Source organism: Paenibacillus sp. AGC31 (assembly GCF_057334655.1).
This window is the reverse complement of the sequence record NZ_JBHFJH010000027.1, coordinates 241,640-262,148: the sequence shown is the minus strand read 5'-3', so window position 1 is coordinate 262,148 and position 20,509 is coordinate 241,640. Positions and strand designations below refer to the sequence as shown.

General features: G+C 44.0%; 22 protein-coding genes. 4 read left to right on the top strand and 18 right to left on the bottom strand.

The window, feature by feature from the left end:
- Positions 1–60: 60 nt before the first annotated feature.
- The 14 genes from ACE04G_RS13150 to ACE04G_RS13085 all read right to left on the bottom strand — a co-directional run bounded on the left by ACE04G_RS13150 (position 61) and on the right by ACE04G_RS13085 (position 9,000).
- Complete coding sequence (locus ACE04G_RS13150) at positions 61–1,086, bottom strand: glycine-rich domain-containing protein (protein ID WP_339183207.1); 1,026 nt, start codon at positions 1,084–1,086, stop codon at positions 61–63.
- A gap of 141 nt (positions 1,087–1,227) precedes the next feature.
- On the bottom strand, positions 1,228–1,611 hold the full coding sequence (locus tag ACE04G_RS13145; RefSeq protein ID WP_339183204.1) for a hypothetical protein: 384 nt from the start codon (positions 1,609–1,611) through the stop codon (positions 1,228–1,230).
- A gap of 163 nt (positions 1,612–1,774) precedes the next feature.
- Positions 1,775–2,746 carry an aldo/keto reductase gene (locus tag ACE04G_RS13140; RefSeq protein ID WP_449004185.1) on the bottom strand — a complete coding sequence of 324 codons (972 nt, stop codon included), beginning with the start codon at positions 2,744–2,746 and terminating at the stop codon, positions 1,775–1,777.
- Between the two features lie 25 nt (positions 2,747–2,771).
- On the bottom strand, positions 2,772–3,188 hold the full coding sequence (locus ACE04G_RS13135; RefSeq protein WP_449004186.1) for a MerR family transcriptional regulator: 417 nt from the start codon (positions 3,186–3,188) through the stop codon (positions 2,772–2,774).
- A 264-nt stretch (positions 3,189–3,452) separates the two neighbouring features.
- On the bottom strand, positions 3,453–4,007 hold the full coding sequence (locus tag ACE04G_RS13130) for a MepB family protein (RefSeq protein WP_449004187.1): 555 nt from the start codon (positions 4,005–4,007) through the stop codon (positions 3,453–3,455).
- A gap of 71 nt (positions 4,008–4,078) precedes the next feature.
- Positions 4,079–4,942 carry an aminoglycoside phosphotransferase family protein gene (locus ACE04G_RS13125; protein WP_339307454.1) on the bottom strand — a complete coding sequence of 288 codons (864 nt, stop codon included), beginning with the start codon at positions 4,940–4,942 and terminating at the stop codon, positions 4,079–4,081.
- Between the two features lie 88 nt (positions 4,943–5,030).
- The gene (locus ACE04G_RS13120; RefSeq protein WP_339307452.1) at positions 5,031–5,504 is read right to left on the bottom strand and encodes an NUDIX domain-containing protein; all 474 of its coding nucleotides are present in this window, start codon (positions 5,502–5,504) and stop codon (positions 5,031–5,033) included.
- 20 nt (positions 5,505–5,524) lie between these two features.
- Positions 5,525–6,073 (bottom strand): HAD-IIIA family hydrolase, encoded by a 549-nt coding sequence (locus ACE04G_RS13115; RefSeq protein WP_339307450.1) that lies wholly within the window; start codon positions 6,071–6,073, stop codon positions 5,525–5,527.
- 43 nt (positions 6,074–6,116) lie between these two features.
- Entirely contained in the window at positions 6,117–6,332 is a 216-nt protein-coding gene (locus tag ACE04G_RS13110; protein WP_339307448.1) for a hypothetical protein, read from the bottom strand.
- A 22-nt stretch (positions 6,333–6,354) separates the two neighbouring features.
- Positions 6,355–6,627, bottom strand: coding sequence for a hypothetical protein (locus ACE04G_RS13105; RefSeq protein ID WP_339307446.1), 273 nt, complete (start codon positions 6,625–6,627; stop codon positions 6,355–6,357).
- Positions 6,628–6,662: 35 nt separating this feature from the next.
- Positions 6,663–7,529 carry a DUF4085 domain-containing protein gene (locus tag ACE04G_RS13100; RefSeq protein WP_260632872.1) on the bottom strand — a complete coding sequence of 289 codons (867 nt, stop codon included), beginning with the start codon at positions 7,527–7,529 and terminating at the stop codon, positions 6,663–6,665.
- Between the two features lie 121 nt (positions 7,530–7,650).
- A complete protein-coding gene (locus ACE04G_RS13095; protein WP_221822628.1) occupies positions 7,651–8,040 on the bottom strand; it encodes a hypothetical protein in 390 nt (129 codons plus the stop codon).
- A 69-nt stretch (positions 8,041–8,109) separates the two neighbouring features.
- Positions 8,110–8,595, bottom strand: coding sequence for an NUDIX hydrolase (locus ACE04G_RS13090; protein WP_221822626.1), 486 nt, complete (start codon positions 8,593–8,595; stop codon positions 8,110–8,112).
- An 18-nt stretch (positions 8,596–8,613) separates the two neighbouring features.
- Positions 8,614–9,000, bottom strand: coding sequence for a winged helix-turn-helix transcriptional regulator (locus ACE04G_RS13085; RefSeq protein WP_076209362.1), 387 nt, complete (start codon positions 8,998–9,000; stop codon positions 8,614–8,616).
- 244 nt (positions 9,001–9,244) lie between these two features.
- Here ACE04G_RS13085 and ACE04G_RS13080 point away from each other — a divergent pair, with 244 nt between their 5' ends.
- Positions 9,245–9,832, top strand: a complete 588-nt coding sequence (locus ACE04G_RS13080; RefSeq protein ID WP_221823485.1) for an NAD(P)H oxidoreductase — start codon at positions 9,245–9,247, stop codon at positions 9,830–9,832.
- Between the two features lie 134 nt (positions 9,833–9,966).
- Here the strand turns inward: ACE04G_RS13080 and ACE04G_RS13075 are convergent, their stop codons facing one another.
- From ACE04G_RS13075 to ACE04G_RS13060, 4 genes are all read right to left on the bottom strand, one after another.
- Positions 9,967–10,608 (bottom strand): FusB/FusC family EF-G-binding protein, encoded by a 642-nt coding sequence (locus ACE04G_RS13075; RefSeq protein ID WP_339307443.1) that lies wholly within the window; start codon positions 10,606–10,608, stop codon positions 9,967–9,969.
- A gap of 301 nt (positions 10,609–10,909) precedes the next feature.
- The gene (locus tag ACE04G_RS13070; protein ID WP_339307441.1) at positions 10,910–12,034 is read right to left on the bottom strand and encodes a hypothetical protein; all 1,125 of its coding nucleotides are present in this window, start codon (positions 12,032–12,034) and stop codon (positions 10,910–10,912) included.
- 652 nt (positions 12,035–12,686) lie between these two features.
- A complete protein-coding gene (locus tag ACE04G_RS13065) occupies positions 12,687–13,559 on the bottom strand; it encodes a carbohydrate ABC transporter permease (RefSeq protein WP_017689839.1) in 873 nt (290 codons plus the stop codon).
- A 16-nt stretch (positions 13,560–13,575) separates the two neighbouring features.
- Entirely contained in the window at positions 13,576–14,538 is a 963-nt protein-coding gene (locus tag ACE04G_RS13060) for an ABC transporter permease (RefSeq protein ID WP_372238352.1), read from the bottom strand.
- A 169-nt stretch (positions 14,539–14,707) separates the two neighbouring features.
- On the opposite strand from ACE04G_RS13060, the gene ACE04G_RS13055 reads away from it, so the two are divergent.
- From ACE04G_RS13055 to ACE04G_RS13045, 3 genes are all read left to right on the top strand, one after another.
- A complete protein-coding gene (locus ACE04G_RS13055; RefSeq protein WP_449004188.1) occupies positions 14,708–16,519 on the top strand; it encodes a sensor histidine kinase in 1,812 nt (603 codons plus the stop codon).
- 269 nt (positions 16,520–16,788) lie between these two features.
- Positions 16,789–18,399 (top strand): response regulator transcription factor, encoded by a 1,611-nt coding sequence (locus tag ACE04G_RS13050; RefSeq protein ID WP_449004189.1) that lies wholly within the window; start codon positions 16,789–16,791, stop codon positions 18,397–18,399.
- A 325-nt stretch (positions 18,400–18,724) separates the two neighbouring features.
- Positions 18,725–20,404 carry a type 2 periplasmic-binding domain-containing protein gene (locus ACE04G_RS13045; protein WP_449004190.1) on the top strand — a complete coding sequence of 560 codons (1,680 nt, stop codon included), beginning with the start codon at positions 18,725–18,727 and terminating at the stop codon, positions 20,402–20,404.
- Positions 20,405–20,509 lie beyond the last annotated feature (105 nt).

Sequence of the window (20,509 nt, the reverse complement as noted above, 5' to 3'; positions counted from 1 at the left end):
TATTCCGCTGTATCATCGACATCTTCTCTTTTTCCATTCATTCGCTAGCTTCATACTTCATTAATCTCCGCCACCACCACAAGATGAACAGCTGGATGAGCTGCAAGAAAAGTCGGAAGATGATCCAGATCCTCCCGAGGAACTACTATTGTCTGTACATTGATCCGCATAACAGCTGGAACTGCTCGTGCAGCCACTGCTTGACGAGGAACCATAGGCTGCCTTTTCCTGTGGAAGAATTTCCTGTTCTAGCCGCCCCATGTGTAACCCATATGTCGCCTCGTTATGCATGGAGTAATACACCATGGCGCTAGCCATGACGAGAGCTACATCGCTACTTCCGGAAAATGCTGGAGATAGCTCGTCTTCACTTAGCGTTGCGGATCTACGTAGTTGATCAATTAAGTAGGCAATCACCTGAGCAGCTTCAGGATCTTCCTGCTTGCGTCTGGCATGAAACAGTTCATTCACCAGTTCAGATTGATCTCCCTGTGCGATCAGCTTCTGTACATCACTGGTTAATGGGTAAGTGAAAAAATCACCCCAGATTGCAGCACTGTAGGGGGTGAACTCAAATAATTGACAGTACACCCAATCAAACCATGCACGTGCTCCTGGCGTTTCGCGGCGGGTGATTGCCGGCTCATGGTGCACCGTGGAACCCATGAATTCTGCACAAAAATCAGCGTAAGATTTCGTAAACATCAGCATCTCATGCCACAAATCATCAACTTCATCACTGAACATGGGCACCTGCTTAAGTAATGAAGCCATAATGAAATATCGCTTAAGCTCTATCAATTTCCACCGATACTCCAGCGTTTTCATGTGAGGATATTCCTGTTGAATTCGGATCTTGAGTTTATTGGCAAAATGCTTATTGTAACTCTTCTCCAATTGAAGAATGGTTTGCTGATAAGAGACTTCTTCTCGAAGTCCAAGATTCAATGGTGCTTTTTTTCGTCTGTACGTCACTTTCGTCTGTTTTCTGCGTCTTCCTGCTGGACGGAAAATCTTGAGCTTACGTCGAACCAAATAGGCTGTTACAACTAATAAAACTGCTACAAGGTAGTAGTAGATCGGCATAATAAAACCGCTCCTCTCCGTTGATCTTCTCTATGTAGGGTTAAACTATCATTAGTATAAATGAGGAACGGCAGTAATTCATAGAGCCCTTTGGCATACATGCCAGGGCTCTCGTTTAGTATATTCTATTGTTGCTCATTGTTATGAAATGGCAATGATTATACTGGTTATCAGCATCAACAACGTTACGGGCGCCCAGATTCTTCGTTCCCATACACTTCTCGTGATCAGATTTAATATGGTCCCCAGCACCAAATACCCAACGATAAACCAAATTGCGATATCTGAGAATGAAGACCATCCTGGCAAAAGCAATCCTGATTTACTCAGGACAATGATCCCAATGAATGCCAATATTGCGATCTGAGCTATGCAGGCAAAACGCATGGAGATGGGGTATTTCCCGGGAAACTTCCCACCCATGGCGTACTCTCCCCATGGCACACCCACTGCCAACGCAACCTGAAACAGAATAACGATCAGAATCAAGACGGTGACTACGATTGCTGATGTCAATACAATCATGACCACACTCCAGTACTCAAAGTGGCAGCAGAATCACTCCCATAATAGGGATACCTTATTTTCCAATCGTAGATCCTTCATTCTCTACAGAAATGCAAACCTGATTGTTCTCTAAATTATACAGGATATAGCACTAAATCATACTTCCTTTTTTGCCTCATTTTTACCCGTTAAGCTGAGTCATCATTTCTTTCATATAACGTGTTCCATGGACCTCATGTTGAGGACTTACCTTTTCAATGCGGGCTAAGTCATCAGGTGTCAGTTCAATCGTTGCAGCGTTCGCGTTTTCCTCCAAATATTTGATTCGTTTCGTTCCCGGAATCGGCAATGCGTTACTAGCCATTGTCCAAGCTAAAGCCAATTGTGCAGGCGTGCAACTCTTCTCCATCGCAATCTCTTTGATTTTATCCACAACTTCTATATTTTTGGCGAAATTGTCTCCTTGGAACCTCGGCATATATCTGCGCAGATCATTAACATCCAAATCTTCGAATTTCCGTATCTCACCTGTGATAAACCCTCTGCTTAATGGACTGTAAGCAATATGGGTAATATTCAGTTCTCTCGCAGTTGGTAGAATCTCGTCCTCAATATCCCTGCTCCACAGGGAATACTCGCTCTGCAACGCAGAGATTGGATGAACGGCGTGTGCACGGCGTAAAGTGGAAGCCGATGCTTCGGACAATCCAAGGCAGCGGACTTTCCCCTCTTTAACCAAGTCAGCCATCGCGCCAACCGTTTCCTCAATCGGAATCTGAGGATCTACCCTGTGTTGGTAATACAGATCAATATAGTCGGTGTCCAGCCTGCGAAGACTTGCTTCTACAGCCTTTTTCACGTAATCCGGATGACCATTCAACGTCTCATAGTTTGGGGTATACGCAAATTTGGTAGCAATAATGGCCTGATCGCGACGTCCTCTCAGCGCTTTCCCCAGTAGTTCTTCATTATGACCATTACCATACACATCAGCTGTATCCAGCAGTGTAACGCCAATCTCCAGCGCGTGATGGATGGTCTTTATTGACTCCTCATCATTGGTTTCGCCGTACATCCCTGGAGACATGCCCATAATTCCCAGTCCAATTGAAGATACGACGATATCGCTATTTCCCAGTACTCTTTGCTTCAATTCTCCATCTCTCCATCCGTTAATATTAGTCTTTGCCGATGCTTTCCATTTGATCTAGCAACTTGCTCTCTGAAGGTAGCTTTCCTGTTTCTATGTCTTCATAGATGGTCAATTTGTTATTCACCGCTGCAAGTGCTTCGGCAATTTCAAGTTGGCGGCGATGTAATTCATCTTTATATTCGTGAAGGATCGCTTTCCGTTGTGGAATCGTTGAATCACCATCCAGCGCCAGACTAACCATATGTTTCAGTGTAGCTACCTTCATACCCGTTGCCCGGAAACAAGACATCAGTCTCATCCAATCCAGATGTTCTTCCTCGAACATCCGATTTCCATGTTGATCCCGTTGAATGTAAGGGAGCAGTCCCTCCTTCTCGTAGTAACGAATTTTATGTGCAGGACAACCCAGCCGCTCCGAAGCTTCTTTTATCGAGAAAGCCATACTGCTGACTCCTCCTTTATGTTCATTTTTGGATGCATTTGGCCGGTTCTTTTACATCCTAAGGCTTAATGTTCACATTAAGGCAAGCACAAATTTCAAAAAAATTAAATGAACTGACGTTCACTATTTTTAACAAATGGAGGACATAGCACACGCTTCAGTACTGAGAAATAACGAATAGAGGAGATATGCCAAAAAGATCGGTGAAAAGCTGATATTCAGAGGAGAAGAGTTTGGAGATGCTGGGCTACTGTTTCGCTTACTTTAATCGCTGGGTCCAAAAAGTACCCGGGCTTGATCACAGTTTAACGGTTCGGTAAAAGGTACTTCCAGGAAGTATTCCAGCTGCCATTGCTGCGTTTTTAGAGCCTGTTTACTTGTTGGTTTGTCCCAAGGCGGGTATACACGTATGGCGCGCTTGCCACCTTTGCCTTGATCCGATACGATATCTCGCTGTAACAATACATGCTTTGGAAATACAAATTGACCAAAGTGGCTGCCTGCGCGCGTACTAATGACATACACATCTGCTGGATCTGATCCATCATATGGCTGTGTCGTTCCATCCTCACTCCGCTGCCATAGGGTAACAAATTGTCCGATCTTGGTTGGCGTGGTTTTGGCGACGCGAAATCGAATGGAGAGAGAATTTATGGTGAACACATATGCACCATATTCAGCATTTTGTGCTTCTTCATGTGGTTGTGAGCAACCAAAGCCACACTTGTCATAGATAAGTTCTTTACTGGCAAGTAAGTCGCCATGAAGTATATCGAAGGTCCATGCATTCGGACTATGCAAACTATTTTTGTTATCCAACTTGTGATATCTCTCCTTTCTTGTATAGTCTGAACTAAGGCATTTGCGATAGCTGTAAATACTTTGCTAGCTCAAAATTCCTGACATAGTCGTTTCCATTCATTCCACGCCTTCAAGTATTCAGGCAGATCATCCGGATGATGTTTGTTACTCAGCCCAATTCGGCAATATAGATGGATCAGAGCTTCCTCTATTAATCTGGATTTATCCATATCTACTTTTTCCAGAAGTTCGAATGTAGCAAATAATGTTTCGGTGTTGATATCATCTGGCGAGGAGCTAAAAGCATACAAGAAATCATAGAGGATAGGTCCAACCATTGGAGATGGATCAATGACGCCGATGAGTTCATTTTGATCATATACAAAATTATGAACCCCCGTATCGCCATGTAAAAGAAACTTCTCTTCTTCCTCATGAAAGAGACGATCCACTTTGGATTGAACCAGATTATAATCATCTGTTGTTAAAATACTTCCGATATTCATTTTTGCCTCATGAATACTAATCTGATTGAATTCTTTCCATGTCCTCAGTGGGAACTCTATTCTGCCCCATGATTTCGTATCTGAAGAACGCACATATGTATTGAACAGCTCTTTCACGAGACGAGTTAACCAGTCTCTTTTCTGTCCCCGATTGAAATGGGTCGTGCCTTCCATATACGTATAGATAAAATAAGTGTTATCCAGATCAGTGAACAAAACTTCAGGCAGTAACGAAGAATTCTTATACGTATCCAAAAACTGCTGGGCAATATGAATCTGTTCGGGTTCATCTGATTTCAGAATATAGTTCCTGTTCAGATCCGTACTCAACCGATAAACACGTCCAGCTGTGGTACCTGACAAACTTTGAATTTCAGATATCTCTTCGTTGATATAATGCCTCTTGAATAAGTCATTGATCTCATTAATCGTTGGATTAATTAACATAACATATGGTTCCCCTCATATAACTAGGATCTTGATTCATTTGTTGAAGATAAGGTGAGTTTAAATTCCAGTTGCACAGTGGGTTGGATTATTTTTCAAAATGGGCACGTTCTTCTTGGTTGGAGCTAAAAATATAATCTGGGTACTGGTTTGCCATGGCTGGGAGCTGATCCTCGGAGAAAAACTGCAGATCCTTCATCTCTTCATTATCGGGCGTGAGTTGCCCGGATTTGATCCTGCATTCAAATACGATAGTCAAATATTCAACCTGATGACCATTGCTGTATGTAAACCTTCTTGCTTCACCCCCGTATACTCCGATAATCTTCTCGGGTTCAACAACTAGACCTGTCTCTTCCAGTGCCTCTCTAGCCATCGCTTGAGCCGGTGTCTCACCAAGCTCAATTGCTCCGGCAATCAACCCCCAGGTTGATTCGTTATGTTTACGACCGAACAGAATCTCCCCTTGTTCATTTCGGATAATCCCAGCTACACCCGGCATAAAAATAAGCTCGTTGCCGATCTTTTCCCTGAGGTTTTTGTAATAGTCTGACATGCCCATACACCGTTACCTCCTGTCTTTTATTTACTGAATTCCCTTCCATGAAGGATCCATTGTACGGCATCCCAAATATCCTCTGCGATATAATCAGGTTCGGTCTCCATCCATTTGTCTCTGAATTTGGTTAATGAAGATTCCCCCCAGCCTGTTCTCACCATGATCTTGGTCGCTCCTACGGCATGGGCAGCAAGCATGTCTGTATCTCCTACATCTCCAATAACGATGCATTTGGATAAATCCAGACCGAGTTCCTCTGATGCTTGTAATAACATTCCGGGTTTAGGCTTTCTGCAACTGCATTCTTGCTCATGTGGACATATATAGGAGTGATCGAATCCGTACTCGCGAAATTGTTCTTCAAAATCCTCAACACTTGCTTCTCCACGTGAGATTCGATATTGATTCGTAAAAGCCAGTACCATAATTCCTTCTCGTTTCAAATGCATAATTGCTTCTTGAGCATTTGGGTATAATCTGAAATCTCTCGGATGAATAAAATGACCTGTACCACCAATTGTTCCATCTCTGTCTATAAAAACAGCTTGTACTTTTCCCTGTGGTTTCATCATGGTCTGTTCCCTTATTAGAAAAATTTCAAGTCGTGTCGTTCATCTAAACTTTCTCATCAATAATATGCTTGCTACCATCTTGCTGATTATGGTGTTGCAATTTTTTAATTTCAGTTTTCAAATAGTGCACTTCTTTAACTAGGACATCCAGCTTTTGCGATGTTTTGGATGAATCTATCGCATAACGTACAATTGCAGCAAAGATAAGAACGACAATTAAACTTATAATTGAGATCACTAAAGCCCAGATAAATTCCAAAATGGTGTCCAACTCCTTGCTGTCAAAATAATAAGTCGTAAAACTCTTCTGAAAACCAAAACCATACAATCCCCAGGATCACCATAATGGTACCTAGTACTTTTAATATTATTTCGATATGTTTAGGGATATCACTATTAGGTGGGTTATCCTCAAACTCGTAATTCGGTTTAATTTTTCGATATCTCATCAGGACAAATATTTTGTATAGAAAATCAGGAAAGAAGTAACATGCAATGCCCACGACAAATACGTGAGTAGATAGATAACCAAACGTACTGGTGGTCCATTCCATCTCTATTTCCTCCATATTCATCCTCTTGGTCTCTCTCATTCTTCCTCTTCGGCAAGAATATCAGCACAGCGAACAATCAGCTCAGGCATATTCTCTCCATCAAATAGAACATGAAGTTCATATCCGTTATCGATCCGATACAGCTCTTGATACAGCCAGTAACTGCCTACAATCTCACCCTCTTGCTTGATGATTTCGGGTGCAACCAGCGTGAGTTTATTTATATTGGTGAAGCCCCCACGGGTGTCAAAACGAATAACCACTTCATCCATCGTCAACAGTTCCGTTACCGTACAATCATGATATTGAACCCGGCTATGTATTTCATCGGGGATATTCTGTGCCATCATCACTTCTCTAAATTCTTTCGATGTGTGTTCCACACGTCTCCAATTGTGTGCACTCTGTTTCTTCAATTGCTGTAGTATCTCTCTCGTGCAATATCCCAAAGTAAACACACGAATATCCGCAATTTGTTCAACGATTTCCTGTGGCAGATGTTCCGCCTTGTATTGAAAACTCGACTCCATCGATTCTTTGTACTCTTCCTTGCATTTCTTCTCATCAAACGGAGGACGCACATCATATTCTGCAATGAGTTTCTCGATATGCGCTCTTTGTTCTGGCTGCATGTGAAATACGATCTGATCCTCTTCTGTCACTTCTTCCTCACCGAAAGCTTTGTCTACGCGAGTAAGTACTTGACCATCATGCTCCAGCATGTAACGTGGGTCCAAGTTATATAACTCTCGCTCCTGTTTCACATGCGCTTTTTCCTTTCTTTTATACAGCCTTAAAAATAGATTTTCATCGAACTCGTAAGCTCCGTTATGTACTCTTAAACCAAAATGAAAATGTGTCTGCTGACAAAGCTCATACCATTCTTTCGTTAGATATCTCATGGGCATCTCTCCTGCTGATTTATAGAATCTACTTTGCTATTAAAGCATAGACCTCTTTAATTTGTGACGAGAATTAAGCTGCACTTCCTCAACGATTCCTTATATTCACAAACGCACTGCTCTACCCCAATGTTTGAAAAAATTTGTGTTTGATCTCTTTGTCGTTTCGCGCCGCCCATTCATGCACAGCTTCTACGCCTGCAGACTCCTGACCTCGTTGAAAATAAAAACATAGATCCATCGGCACTAACCGTTTACCATAGAGTTTGATGCCAATCCGTCTGTAATTCATATAAATACACTCAATCTGAGATGCATCATATCTCTGATGTTTCATAGAAATCACATGATCGCTTTCCAGCGTAATACTGGGTCTAGTGAAAAACAAACGCCAGAGCAGAAAAACGATATAACCGAGAATAAAGGTCAATATAACGATCAGGAAGTACTTCATAATACCATTTTCATCATAAATAATATTTCTGAAAAACATAGCTTCAATGACCAACATACATAGTAGGCTCAACCATGCTCTTGGATAAATCGTCTTGTATGTGATGAGTTCCAACTCCTAATTATTCTAACCATTAATCCGAAGCCACTCGGAAGGGACTTTTCTGACAAAATGCTTCTCAACAAAATCCAAAATATCATCAATTCCGGGCAAAGCCGCATTTTCTTTAGCTTCGTCAAACGTCATCCATTGGTACTCGATATGTTCATGATTTAACCGGACAACCTGGCTTTCATCCACATATCCTACGAATACGGGAGCGGTATAGATATACTCCTCCATGGGTGAATAATATTGTTCGAATTGATTGGCAGAATACAACCTGACTTCCGTAATACCTGTTTCCTCATGAACTTCTCTGAGTGCAGCTTCCCATGCCTTCTCGCCCTTTTCTATCCCGCCGCCAACATAACACCACTCGTTATGCAACATACGACCAGCCCGCTTCAGCATCAGTACACGGTATTGATCGAGGCTTTTCTTCAATAGAACTACAGCCACGCCTTCACAACGAATGGGAACTGCCTGTTTCACGTGCTCTGCACCATCCACCTTCTCGTGCCCCTCTCTTCAACTTTCCTGAGAATCGAAATCCTCCAATACTTTAAACCTATCCCCGTGGATTTTATCCAGATGCTCTTCTCCCCAATAACATAGATGATCCAGGGCGGGCTTAAGTCCCCAGCCGTAGTCCGTTAACTCATATTCCACTTTGGGAGGTACCTCCGAATATACCTTTCGCTGTACGATTTCATCCTTTTCAAGTCCTCTAAGCTGTGTTGTCAGCATCTTCTGCGTAATGTCGGGGATTAATCGTCGAAGCTCTGACGTGCGTTTACGTCCGGTCATTAAATGATAAATAATCAATGGCTTCCACTTCCCGCCCATCACTTCCAAGGCTGCTTCCACGCCTACTTTATATTTCTTTGGCGCGCTCGTTTCTCCATGTTCCGTCATTTTTGAACCCCTCCATAATCAGGCTGTATCCCAAGTGAAAATAAAATTTCACTGCTCTTCTTTCAATTATTTGAGCCTATTTCGAGGCATCCATTTAGGGTACTTTGATGTTCCTATGGCACTTCATTCTTCCTATAGAACATCAAAGTGCGTACTTCCAGATGTTTTCATACCTGTTTATAATAGCATCAGCCACTGATTTATGGCTACAAGACTGCATTCCAGAAAGGTAGTGAAAGATAAGATGAACGTACTCATTGTAGTATCCCACCCAAGAAAAGACTCCTTGACCTTTCAGGTAGCTCAACGTTTTGCACAGGGTCTTACCGATGCCGGTCACGGTTATGAGATATTGGATTTGCATGGGATTGGCTTCGACCCAATTCTCCGAGAAATGGATGAACCAGACTATACCCAAGAACATCAGGTGTTCTCGCATGAGGTTGAAACCGAGATGAAGCGATTGAAGAAACACGATGCTGTGGCTTTTGTGTTTCCTCTCTGGTGGTGGCATCTGCCAGCCATGTTGAAAGGTTATGTGGATCGTGTCATGAACAACGGATTTGCCTACGGCGCGAACAAGCTCCCTCATCAGCAGATATTGTGGATCGCTCTTTCGGGTGTGACGGAAGAACAGATGCAGAAGCGCAACTATGGTCAATCAATCGCCAACCTGCTCAATGTGGGTATTGCCGATTACTGTGGGGTGTCCCAATCGAGGGTTGAGTATTTATATGAAACGTTGGAATCCAAGCCTGAGCATTATGAGGCACTGCTGAACCAAGCACATCACTTGGGACTGAACTATGCCAACGATATTCCGACTTCATGATCGTATAAAAAAAAGGTATGACCCTGACCCGAATATGAATTCTGAAGTTTAGTGGTACGTTCAATGGCGAATCATTACGCTTGAACACGGCAAAAAGGTCGCTCCGAAGAGCGACCCTGCCTGTGTGTCTTGCATTATTTTACTGTCGAGAGAAGAAACTTCTCCAGCATAGAGATATCGGTAATACTATGGTTGCAAGCTGTGTTATCCATGCATACGTACTGGGCAATGGAAGAAAAGTTGTCCGGCGAATGAGCCTTGGTCTTCACGTTGAAGAATCCAAGCTCCTGATGACGATGACAGAACATGCAATACCCTTTTTTGTTCGTGGGTGTAATCCGTCCCTCAATACCGAGGAACCTGCCTTTGTGCGGGTACACGATGAACAAGCGACTCGTGGCAATGTCAGTCCATCTCAGATAGGTTGTATGTGCGTAATCGATGGATTCGAGATCCGGCACTTTAAGCTTCTTGGCCTTTGGAAACAACTTCTGAATCTGCTTCGCTGATACATGCGGATATGGAATCAGATATGATTCCAGCCCGTTCAGATACGTCTGCAATTCATGTGTCGTCTCATACGTGGATAACTGCTCCAGCAGTTGCTTCTGCTCTGGAGTGAGTTCATCGAAGATGCTCACCGCATTGGTGCCGACCGTATAACGGACGGTTTCCAATACTTTTCGATCCACAACCGAGCGTAGCGTTTTGAGCAGGAAATCAGCTTGTTTTTGAATATAATTAAATTGATGATTCTGAATAAATGGTGTTTGCATGGCGTTCAGCCCCTTATTTTTATTGGAAGAACAAATAAGGTGCAAAGCCTGCGGGATGTAACATTATGTTGATATTGATTTCAGGGCAACAATCTCATTTTTGTCGCGCCCTACACAAAGTCCGCCCCTATTCAGGCTTTGCATAAGGCTTTCTAGCGAACGAGCAATCCGGCATTATCCATATTGCCACGTCATAACCCCCAATACGATAGATATATCGAAATTATAGCAGGGTAGGATAGTGTAGGCAACGGCTCTGGAAGAGATAGCAAAGCTTTGAAATCCATCTTTACGAGTTATTTTAAACCGTTGGAGCCAAGCGATCAGACTGCAAGCTCAGTAACTTCGCTGGAGGGATGCTTTCTTGCAAATCTCCACTCATAACATCCATCGCTTCCCATTCGACGAATACAACAAAGTTCTCTGTGAGTATTGGATAATCGGACCAATTCGTCTTTTCATTAAGGGCATACGCGACTTCCTTCCACAAGCTCACGCCTTCCTCCCACCAATCTCCGTTGCTACGCCAATATATAATAAGAGTTCTAAGTTTCTGAATTAAATGTTGATCCGTAAGTTCTTGTTGATCGTTCATCGGATGATCTCCTGAATTCCAGAGCGTGTAATAATATTCTTCCTCATCATTATCATTTTCTTCTATTTGCTCTTCTCTTACTTCTTGCAAGCCAGGATGGAAAATAGGTGAATATACCGTATGCACTTCATCATGCAAGTAGATTGACATAAAACAATATTCTTTGCCTGACTGATTCTCACAGAGATCGCTAACGATTTCTTTTAAAGCTTGAATGAGTTCCTCTTTTACCTTTTCTCTGAGTACTAAAACTTCCTCAGATGGCATCCTTACGTAGATTACACCTCTGGTCCCATCTAACACTCGCAGGAGATTGCCTTGCTCATCATATTCGAAATAGGTTCGAAGAAGGTGATCAAAATAAGCATTATTTTCGTATTGAGGTTGGTATATTTGAACCAGATTATTCCCCTCGTAGATGTAGTCTTCAACCTCTAATTTATCAAATCTCGGAAAATACTCCACTGACTGATGGATCAATTCACCTTGCAACAAGTACTCTTTGATGGAATCCAAAATCCCATCCACATATGTTCTAGTGGTCATTTTATTTTCTTCATAAGTAATGTAAGCATACCCATCAATTAAATCATCACAAGCCGAGACTCTAATTCTGTCATCCTTATCAAACTCATAATATGTATCCGTCTCTTCATCTGAGATATCACCAGAGATTTCACCTTGGCGGGCATACCAATACAGAGAGATGTCATAACGCTTGCTAGTGGTATATTCTCTTCTATGTATCGATGCTTCAGCCTCTTCCTTATAAAACGTATAATTCTCATTTGCCTCTTGACTAAGCTTTACATAATATTCTTTGTCGATCATGATTTTTGCTCCTCCGTGTTAAAATTCATGTCCCTTATAAGTAGCCTGTACTCTTTTTCTTGTCCATCATTCTTTCAAAAGAAAAAGAGAGAATTTCTTCTCTCTTTCCATTTTAGTAACTTAAGACAACTTAGTAAGACAACCAACCATACGTTCGATAATCATGAGGTACTGGACGATAAAATTCTTCAAGAAGCATGTTCTGTTTGAATTGTTTTCGAAAGCTTCTTTGGGTGAGTCCTCGAATGTCCTTAACCTCATTATTATAGTAATGCTTGGTTTTTCTGTGATTTCGATACTCATTTAATTTCTTGATTCTGGGGTCGAAATCTCTTTTAATTCTCTTCCATGTATCCAAGTGCTTGTCTAGCTGTTGCAATTCCCATGCTTGCATTTCATCGTTATCATTGAACAATAAGATCCCCGGCACGCACTTTAGATTTACCTAGAATCAGGTATGAGTAGTAACGTACCTAGAGGTCTACAACATATGGAGGTATCAAAACGATTAACCTCACTTTCTTTATGAATTGGTACTATCTTACAACAAATTAATAGGATTGAAAATATTTACACCAAAAAGAAGCCACCTCCCTGGCCTTCCCCAGTTCAGTGACTCCATTTTGCAATCCTATTCATTCCCTACATTCAACTACTCCTTAACAGCACCAACCACGATCCCGGTTACAAAATAACGTTGCAGGAACGGGTACACAAGCAGGATCGGCAGCGCGCTGATAAAGATCTGCGAAGCCCGAATGGTCCGTTGGGACAGGTTCTTCACCGCTTCTGGATCAAGCTTCGACATATCGGCCTGCACGATGATCGTCTGCATGAATGTCGCGAGTGGAAGTTTTTCCGCATCACGGATGTAGATAATCCCGTCAAAGTACGCGTTCCAATGCCCAACCATCATGAAGAGTGAAACCGTTGCAATAACGGGTACCGAGACAGGCAGATAGATTTTGATAAACGTTTTAAAGTGCCCTGCGCCATCGATAAATGCCGCTTCTTCCAGATCCTTCGGAACGGTACGGAAGAAATTCAGCAACAGAATGATGTTAAATACCGCAACCAATCCCGGCAGGATCAAGGCCAGCAATGTGTTCATCAGTCCCAGCTTCAGAATCAGGATGTACCCTGGAATGAGGCCACCGCTGAACAGCATCGTGATGACAAAATACCACAGATAGATGTTACGTGCGCGGAACACCCGCGTCTCTTTGGATAGCGCATAGGCTGCAATCGTATTAACGATTAACGCAAGTCCTGTACCCAGTACCGTCCGCTCCACGGATACCCATAAGGAGGAGAGGAAGTTGGTATTGGCGAACGTCTTGGCATACGCCTCCAGTGTAAATCCAATCGGCCAGAACGTTACGAGACCAGCATTTGCAGGTGCAGATGCGCTAAGTGATACCATGAGCAAGTGATACAAAGGCAGCAAGCAGAGCAGTGAAAGGATGGTCAGTAACACATTGTTGAATATGCTGAATATGCGGTAAGGCATCGTTTTATGGTACATTCGTTTGTCATCCTTTCTAGAAAATTCGATATCCGGCGAATCGGTAAGCCAGTCGGTACGAGATCACAATCAGGATCAGGCTGATGACCGATTTGAACAGATTCACAGCGGTAGCGAAACTGAACTGCCCACTAAGCAGACCTTCTCTGTACACAAACGTATCGATAATATCTCCTTGTTGATAAATCAACGGACTATATAAGTTAAAGATCTGGTCAAAGTTGGCGTTAAGCACATTACCCAGTGCCAAGGTTGCGATTACGATCCCAATGGGGATCAGTGCCGGGATGGTAATATACATCGTTTGTTTCCAGCGTCCTGCCCCATCTACTTCAGCTGCTTCATAAAGTGCAGGGTTAATGCCAGACAGTGCCGCGAGGAAGATGATTGTGTTGAATCCAAACTCTTTCCAGACATCACTCGCAATAATTGTGAAGCGGAACCAGCTGCCATCCCCCAGGAAGAAGATCGGTTTGATGCCGAATACGGATACCAAGAACTGATTGACAATACCCGTCTGGGCCAGAATGTCGATCAGAATGCCTGATAGCGTGACCCAGGACAGAAAGTGAGGAAGATACACAAGCGTTTGAATCGTTCTTTTCAGCGCCATCTTCCGTACCTCATTAAGTAATAAGGCGAATACAAACGGAATAATCAGGTTCATGACAATCTTGGAGCAGGCAAAGAACAACGTGTTCCACGTAATTTGCAGGAAATAATCATTTTCCCACATGTACCTGAAGTGTTTCAGTCCTACCCATTCGGAATTAAAAAATCCCAGTGCAGGTTTATAATCTTGAAATGCCATCAAAATCCCGGACATCGGAATGTATGAAAATATAAAGACCATAATGGCCGCCGGCAACACCATAAAGTGCAGAATCCATGGCTGTTTGTAGCGTTTTTTTCTCTTTTTATCCAGCTTGTTCCCAACGTTTGCCTGCGGGATCCGCTTACCCTCCAATTTAGCCTCCATAGCGCTTCTCCTGTTCCCAAAAAAAGTTTTTGTGTGTGATCGGGTTCTCTGATATAAATAGTATCAAGCCATTCTGAGGTCTGCTATATAACATTGTTAGGCTTGATAGTGTTTTGTTAGGGTATCATCAGAAGAGGTTGTTTACACACGAATTTGAAGGAGACTTTTTATGCATATATGGAAGCGCTTAAACCTATTTCCAGGCAAGACTCGATCCCCATTCAGTCTTTTTGCCAAAATAAACTTGTTAATTGTGGTCTTGTTCATCCCCATTCTAATCATGTACACCTACTCGAATAACGTCACCTATGATGTCGTCAGCAAAGAACTGCAGATCTCCAACACAAAACAGCTCACGTTTCTGTCCAGTCAGATCGACTCCCGAATCAATCAGATGATGGATTTCAGCCTAATTCTCTCCCGAGACCCCAATGTCAGAGCCTTCAACGGCCTGAACATGTGGGATGATCGATATGACCGGATGCAGACCCGTTATGTGATTCAGGAGAAAATGACGCTTCAGACGAGCGTTACCGATATATGGCCTACCCGATATGCGGTGTATTCACAGCAGAATGAGGATGTCATCGCCAACTACAATCGAACTACCGGATATGATGAGGCGTATTTGAAAAAAAATATGAGCGGACAATGGACCTATGGGGACCAAAGTGCCGAATCACAAGATGAGATGAAATCCTTCTACTGGTTCTTTACGGACTCCCTTGCCCAACCAGGAATGCTCACTGGAAGCAATCTGGTGATTGAAGCCAGCTTTAGCTATGAGAACATTCAGAATATGCTGGATACGTATAAAGCAGGCGGACAAGGTGATCCTTTCTTATATCACAAAGGAAATGCACCCATTCTGAATCGCAGCGCGGACAAACAGTTATCCGCAGCACTCACTCAGTATCTGGATACGCACTCGCCAGAGGATACCACACAGGACGTGGTCGAACTGAACGGAAAGAAATATCTGGTTAGCTCCGTGAAGTCCAGCTATCTGGATTGGCATCTGGTTGACGTCATCCCGCTGTATCAGATTTTGAAACCCATCTCGCTCAGTCAGAATCTGTTCTACACCTGTATGATTTTACTGCTGGTGGTGGGTATCTCTGCGTCAATCCTGCTGTACCGAAATGTTCAATATCCGATCAAAAAGCTGATCAAAGGTTTACGCCGTGTAGAACAAGGGGATTATTCTGTCCGACTGTATAGCAAAAACCAGAATGAGTTCTCATTCCTGTTCCGCCGATTCAACGATATGTCCCATCAGATTCAAGATCTGATCGAGAATGTGTTCCATGAGAAAATTAGAGCCCGGGAAGCTACGCTGAAGCAATTACAGGCGCAGATCAATCCGCATTTCCTATATAATTGTCTTGGTTATATCATCAACATGGCCCAAATGAAGGACGAGCAAGCCGTCGTCTCCATGGCGCATAACCTAAGTGCGTATTATCGCTACACCACCCGTATGGAACGGGAGACGTCGTCGCTACAAGAAGAGATCAAGCTGCTGATCAACTATCTGGATATCCAGAAGCTGCGTAATGGTCGCATTGAGTATCACATTGATATCCCTGAGGATATGCTTGCCCAGTCGGTACCGCGATTAATGCTTCAGCCGATGGTGGAGAATTCCGTCATACACGGTGTGGCGAAGTCCTATTCATCCGGGGAAATCCGAATTACCGGGGAGCGCTTGAATGGTTTTGGCAGAATATACATCGACGACGACGGCCCAGGCTTAAGCCCGGAACAATACGAAGCGCTAAACTTGAAGATGCAGGAACCTTTACAAGAAGAAATGGGCTGCGGCCTTTGGAATACGTACCAACGAATCACGCACCTGTTCGGCAGTCACTCCTACCTCCTATTCGGCCCATCCCCACTTGGCGGATTCCGAACCGAAATCATCTGGGAGATACCAAAAGAGGATACAGATTCCGATAAAGATAATACCGATACGAATTGATACGATACAAACAATAAATTGACGATTTAATTTTGAACAAGATCATGTACACGTGAACGCAGAGGACAGAAAAAACCTGAAGAAACGGAGTGCTTGCCTGAAAGCTTTCTGAAAGAAAGCTACATCGGAAGCATAAGCTATCACCAGATTTACACATTATTAAATTCATTCAATAAATCTGGGGGTAACAGCGATCGGAAGGTTATTCTGTCATCGGAGTGGCAAGTGTACAGCTGTCTGGGTTCAACCACCAAGGGAGACAATACACCATGCAAATGATGATCGTAGACGATGAAGCACACTGGGTCGATAACCTGTCCATGACCAAGCCTTGGCATACGCTGGGAATTGAACATGTGCATAAAGCATACTCGGCACACGAAGCACTACAAATGATCGACACCCACCCCATCGATATCGTGATCTCAGACATTCAGATGCCTGAAATGACAGGTATTGAACTGATCGAACGCATCCGCATCCGGGACAAAAAAATAAAATGTATTCTGTTATCCGGGTATTCCGAATTTGATTACGCCAAAAAAGCCATCCAGTTTGAAGCTGTAGACTATCTGTTGAAGCCACCGACAGACGATGAATTAATGGGGGCTGTTCAGAAGGCCATCGATCAATTGAACAACGAATGGGAACTTGTCAGTTCACTGACACGAACGCAGTTTACGTTGCGAGAGAATCTCCCCCATTTGCAGGGACGACTGCTTCTTGGGGCGTTACAGGGACAACGAATCGCCGCTGCGGAATGGAATCGGAAACTAGCCAATTACGCTCTGCCCTTTCATACCGGGGATGCCGCATTAATGTTGGTTCGTTTGGAAGAAGAATTCGGACACTACGACAGCAATGATCAGACCCTGATCGAATATGCGATCATCAATATGGCGGAAGAGATTATGGGTGAGTTTATGGAAGTGTGGGGCGTCAAGGAGGAGCACGGATATCTCGTGTTTTTGCTTCAATTGAAAGAACGGAAAGGCGATATTGGCAAAGAAACCATTCTGGAGAAGCTGTCGATTCAGCTTCAATCCAAAGTAAAACAGTTTCTGAAAGGCTCCCTCTCCATCGTTATCACCGAGTGGTTCACCTTTCCGGATCAGCTTTACGATCGTTTCCGTCAGGCTTCCGCCTACTTCCGGCAGATTGTTGGCGACGAACGCGAATTCGTCATGCGTGTCAGCGATGTCGAGACACCTGCGGCACAAGGTCCCTTGGATGTACTGTATACCCCGCCCACCTTTATTAGTTTGCTAGAGAGCGGACAGTGGGATGCAGCGGAAGAGAAAATACGCGCGGTCTGCGCAGAGCTGGATGAGAAATGGTCGGAATCATGGGAGCATTGCATGGAGGCTGGTTTTCTCATTACGGCTTCATTCACCAATATTGCCCATCGGAACAAGCTGACTCTGACCACTTTAATGGGAAATGATGTCGAGGATTTGCAAAGTGGGGAAGTTTTCGCTACCATCAGCAAACTGCGGAGATGGTCGCTTAGTGTGCTGAGTAAACTCAAGGAAGGCACGTCCAACGAGATCAAGGACATCCGTTCCGAGTATGTGAAGAAGATTCAGGATTTTACAGATAAGAACCTGCATCTGGATGTGTCTTTGCGTGTGCTGGCTGACCATGTCAATCTGCACCCGACCCATTTGTCCAAAATCTATAAGATCGAAACGAGCGAAGGCATCAGTGATTATATCTCACGCCTGCGCATGGATCGGGCCTGCCACAAGCTGGTCACGACCACCAAAAAAGTGTACGAAATCAGCGTGGAGATTGGTTATATGGACCCGGCTTATTTTATCAAAGTGTTCAAGCGTCAATTCGGCGTTACGCCGCAAGAGTACAGAGACCAGCATAAATAACATTTTAGAGGTTGTTCAAAAAATCGGCTTTTGATTACGAAGGATGCCTCACGGCATCATCAGCATCGAATATGGAATTCAGCCGAAATAAGCGGGAGGCTTACGAAGTATGTTTCCTTTGGAAACATTGTAGTTGCTCACGTAGTTTCCCTACGCTCCGCTACTCCATTTCTAGCTTTATCCCATCTTCTCGGTACTGAAAACCGAATTTTTTGAACTTTCACTAATAGAGTCCTATCAAAACTAACAAACTCATATAGATGCCCTCCCGCCCAAATTGGTACAGTTACATTGTAAAGATCATACACCGTAGGGGGATTGAACAATGATCAAATTCAAAAAAACATGGTGGTCACTGCTCATGGTTATCACGCTCATCACGATCACTGCGTGCGGCAGTGGCGAGACAGCCAGTGACAATGGTAATAATACGCCGGGAACTGTCGGCTCAGCTGAAGCAGAAGCTGCTTTTGCTAAAGGAAAATACGACCCACCCATCGAGTTCAGTTCGGTATTAATGCCGAAGAAATACGTGCAAGGAGATACCAAAGAAAATAACGTGCACGATCGCTGGATGCTGGAAACGCTGGGTATGAAGCATAAAGATACTTGGTATCCGGCCAATGACGATCAATACAGACAAAAACTGCAACTGGCTATCGCCTCTGGCGAAAAGCTGCCTGATTTTGTATCCGTACCCACCAATGCGGTACTGACTAATCAGCTGATCGACTCCGGTCAATTCATCGCCATCGATGAGTTGTTCGACAAGTACGCGAGTCAGACCCTGAAAGATCACGCAGCAGCACATCCTGAACTGTGGTATCCGTTCACCAAGGACGGCAAGAAATACAACATGCCGATCATGGAGTACACCGATAACGACGATACACTGCTCTGGCTCCGCGAGGACTGGATGGAGAAGCTGAACTTGGAAGCTCCGAAAACCATCGCAGACCTTGAGAACATCATGGACAAATTCAAGAACGAGAACCCGGACGGTCTGTCTCCAGACAAAGTATTCCCGCTGGCGATCTCGCTGAAAAATAACACCAACACTTGGATGGGTCAGCTCGACTGGTTGTTCGGTGCATACGGCACAATCGAGGAGCAATGGAACAAAGACGCAAACGGCAACCTCGAGTACGGCTCCGTTAACCCGGGTGCCAAACAAGCCCTTGCCAAGCTGGCTGAATGGATGGATAAAGGTTATATCCACGCTGACTCCGCTCTGTGGGACGAAGGCAAATCCGCTGAGAGCTGGACAGCTGGCAAAGCGGGCATTCTGCCTGGCGCCAACTGGGTACCGGACTGGCCTGCACCTGACCTGCTGAAGAACGTACCTGGCTCAAAGTATAAAGCTTACCCTGTTCCAGCTGGCCCAGACGGCAAGATCGGTACAAAGTGGCAGAACTCTGGTGTCAACGCAAGTATCATGATCAACAAGGATGCGAAGCATCCCGAAGCCATCTTCCTGTACTACAACTACTTGCTCGATAACCTGGCTAACCCGGCTGCGGGCAGTGAGTATGAATACGGCTTCGCCAAAGGTTACGACTGGGATATCATTGACGGACAACCGACCAGTGACAAAGAGAAGATCAAAGACTTCTCCAACGAATTCCCTTTCCTGACCGGCCCAGCACGTATCCCGGATCTGTACATGAAAACACTCGTGAAGCTGGCCAACGGCGAGAAGCCTGAAACACCTTACGAGAAACAAATGGCCGAATTCCGCAAACCGGAAAACTGGTATGCAGGTAAAGTCGTTATGTCCCAGATCGACATCCGTAAACAAAACTATTTCACTGGCGCAGCCACACCAACCATGGTATCCAAATGGAACCTGCTCCGCCAGTCCGAGATGGAAACCTTCAACAAAATCATCTATGGCAATTTGCCAATTGATGCCTTTGACCAATTCGTCGCCAACTGGAAATCCAATGGCGGAGATCAGATCACGCAAGAAGTGAATGAATGGTTTAAGTCTGTGAGTGCGAAGTAAGAATTGAAGAAGTAACATGGGTCAAAATAAAAGAATAAAAAAACAAGCCGAAGCGTGCATTGCCATCGCTTCGGCTTGTTTTTCTGTATCTAGTTTACCCAGCAC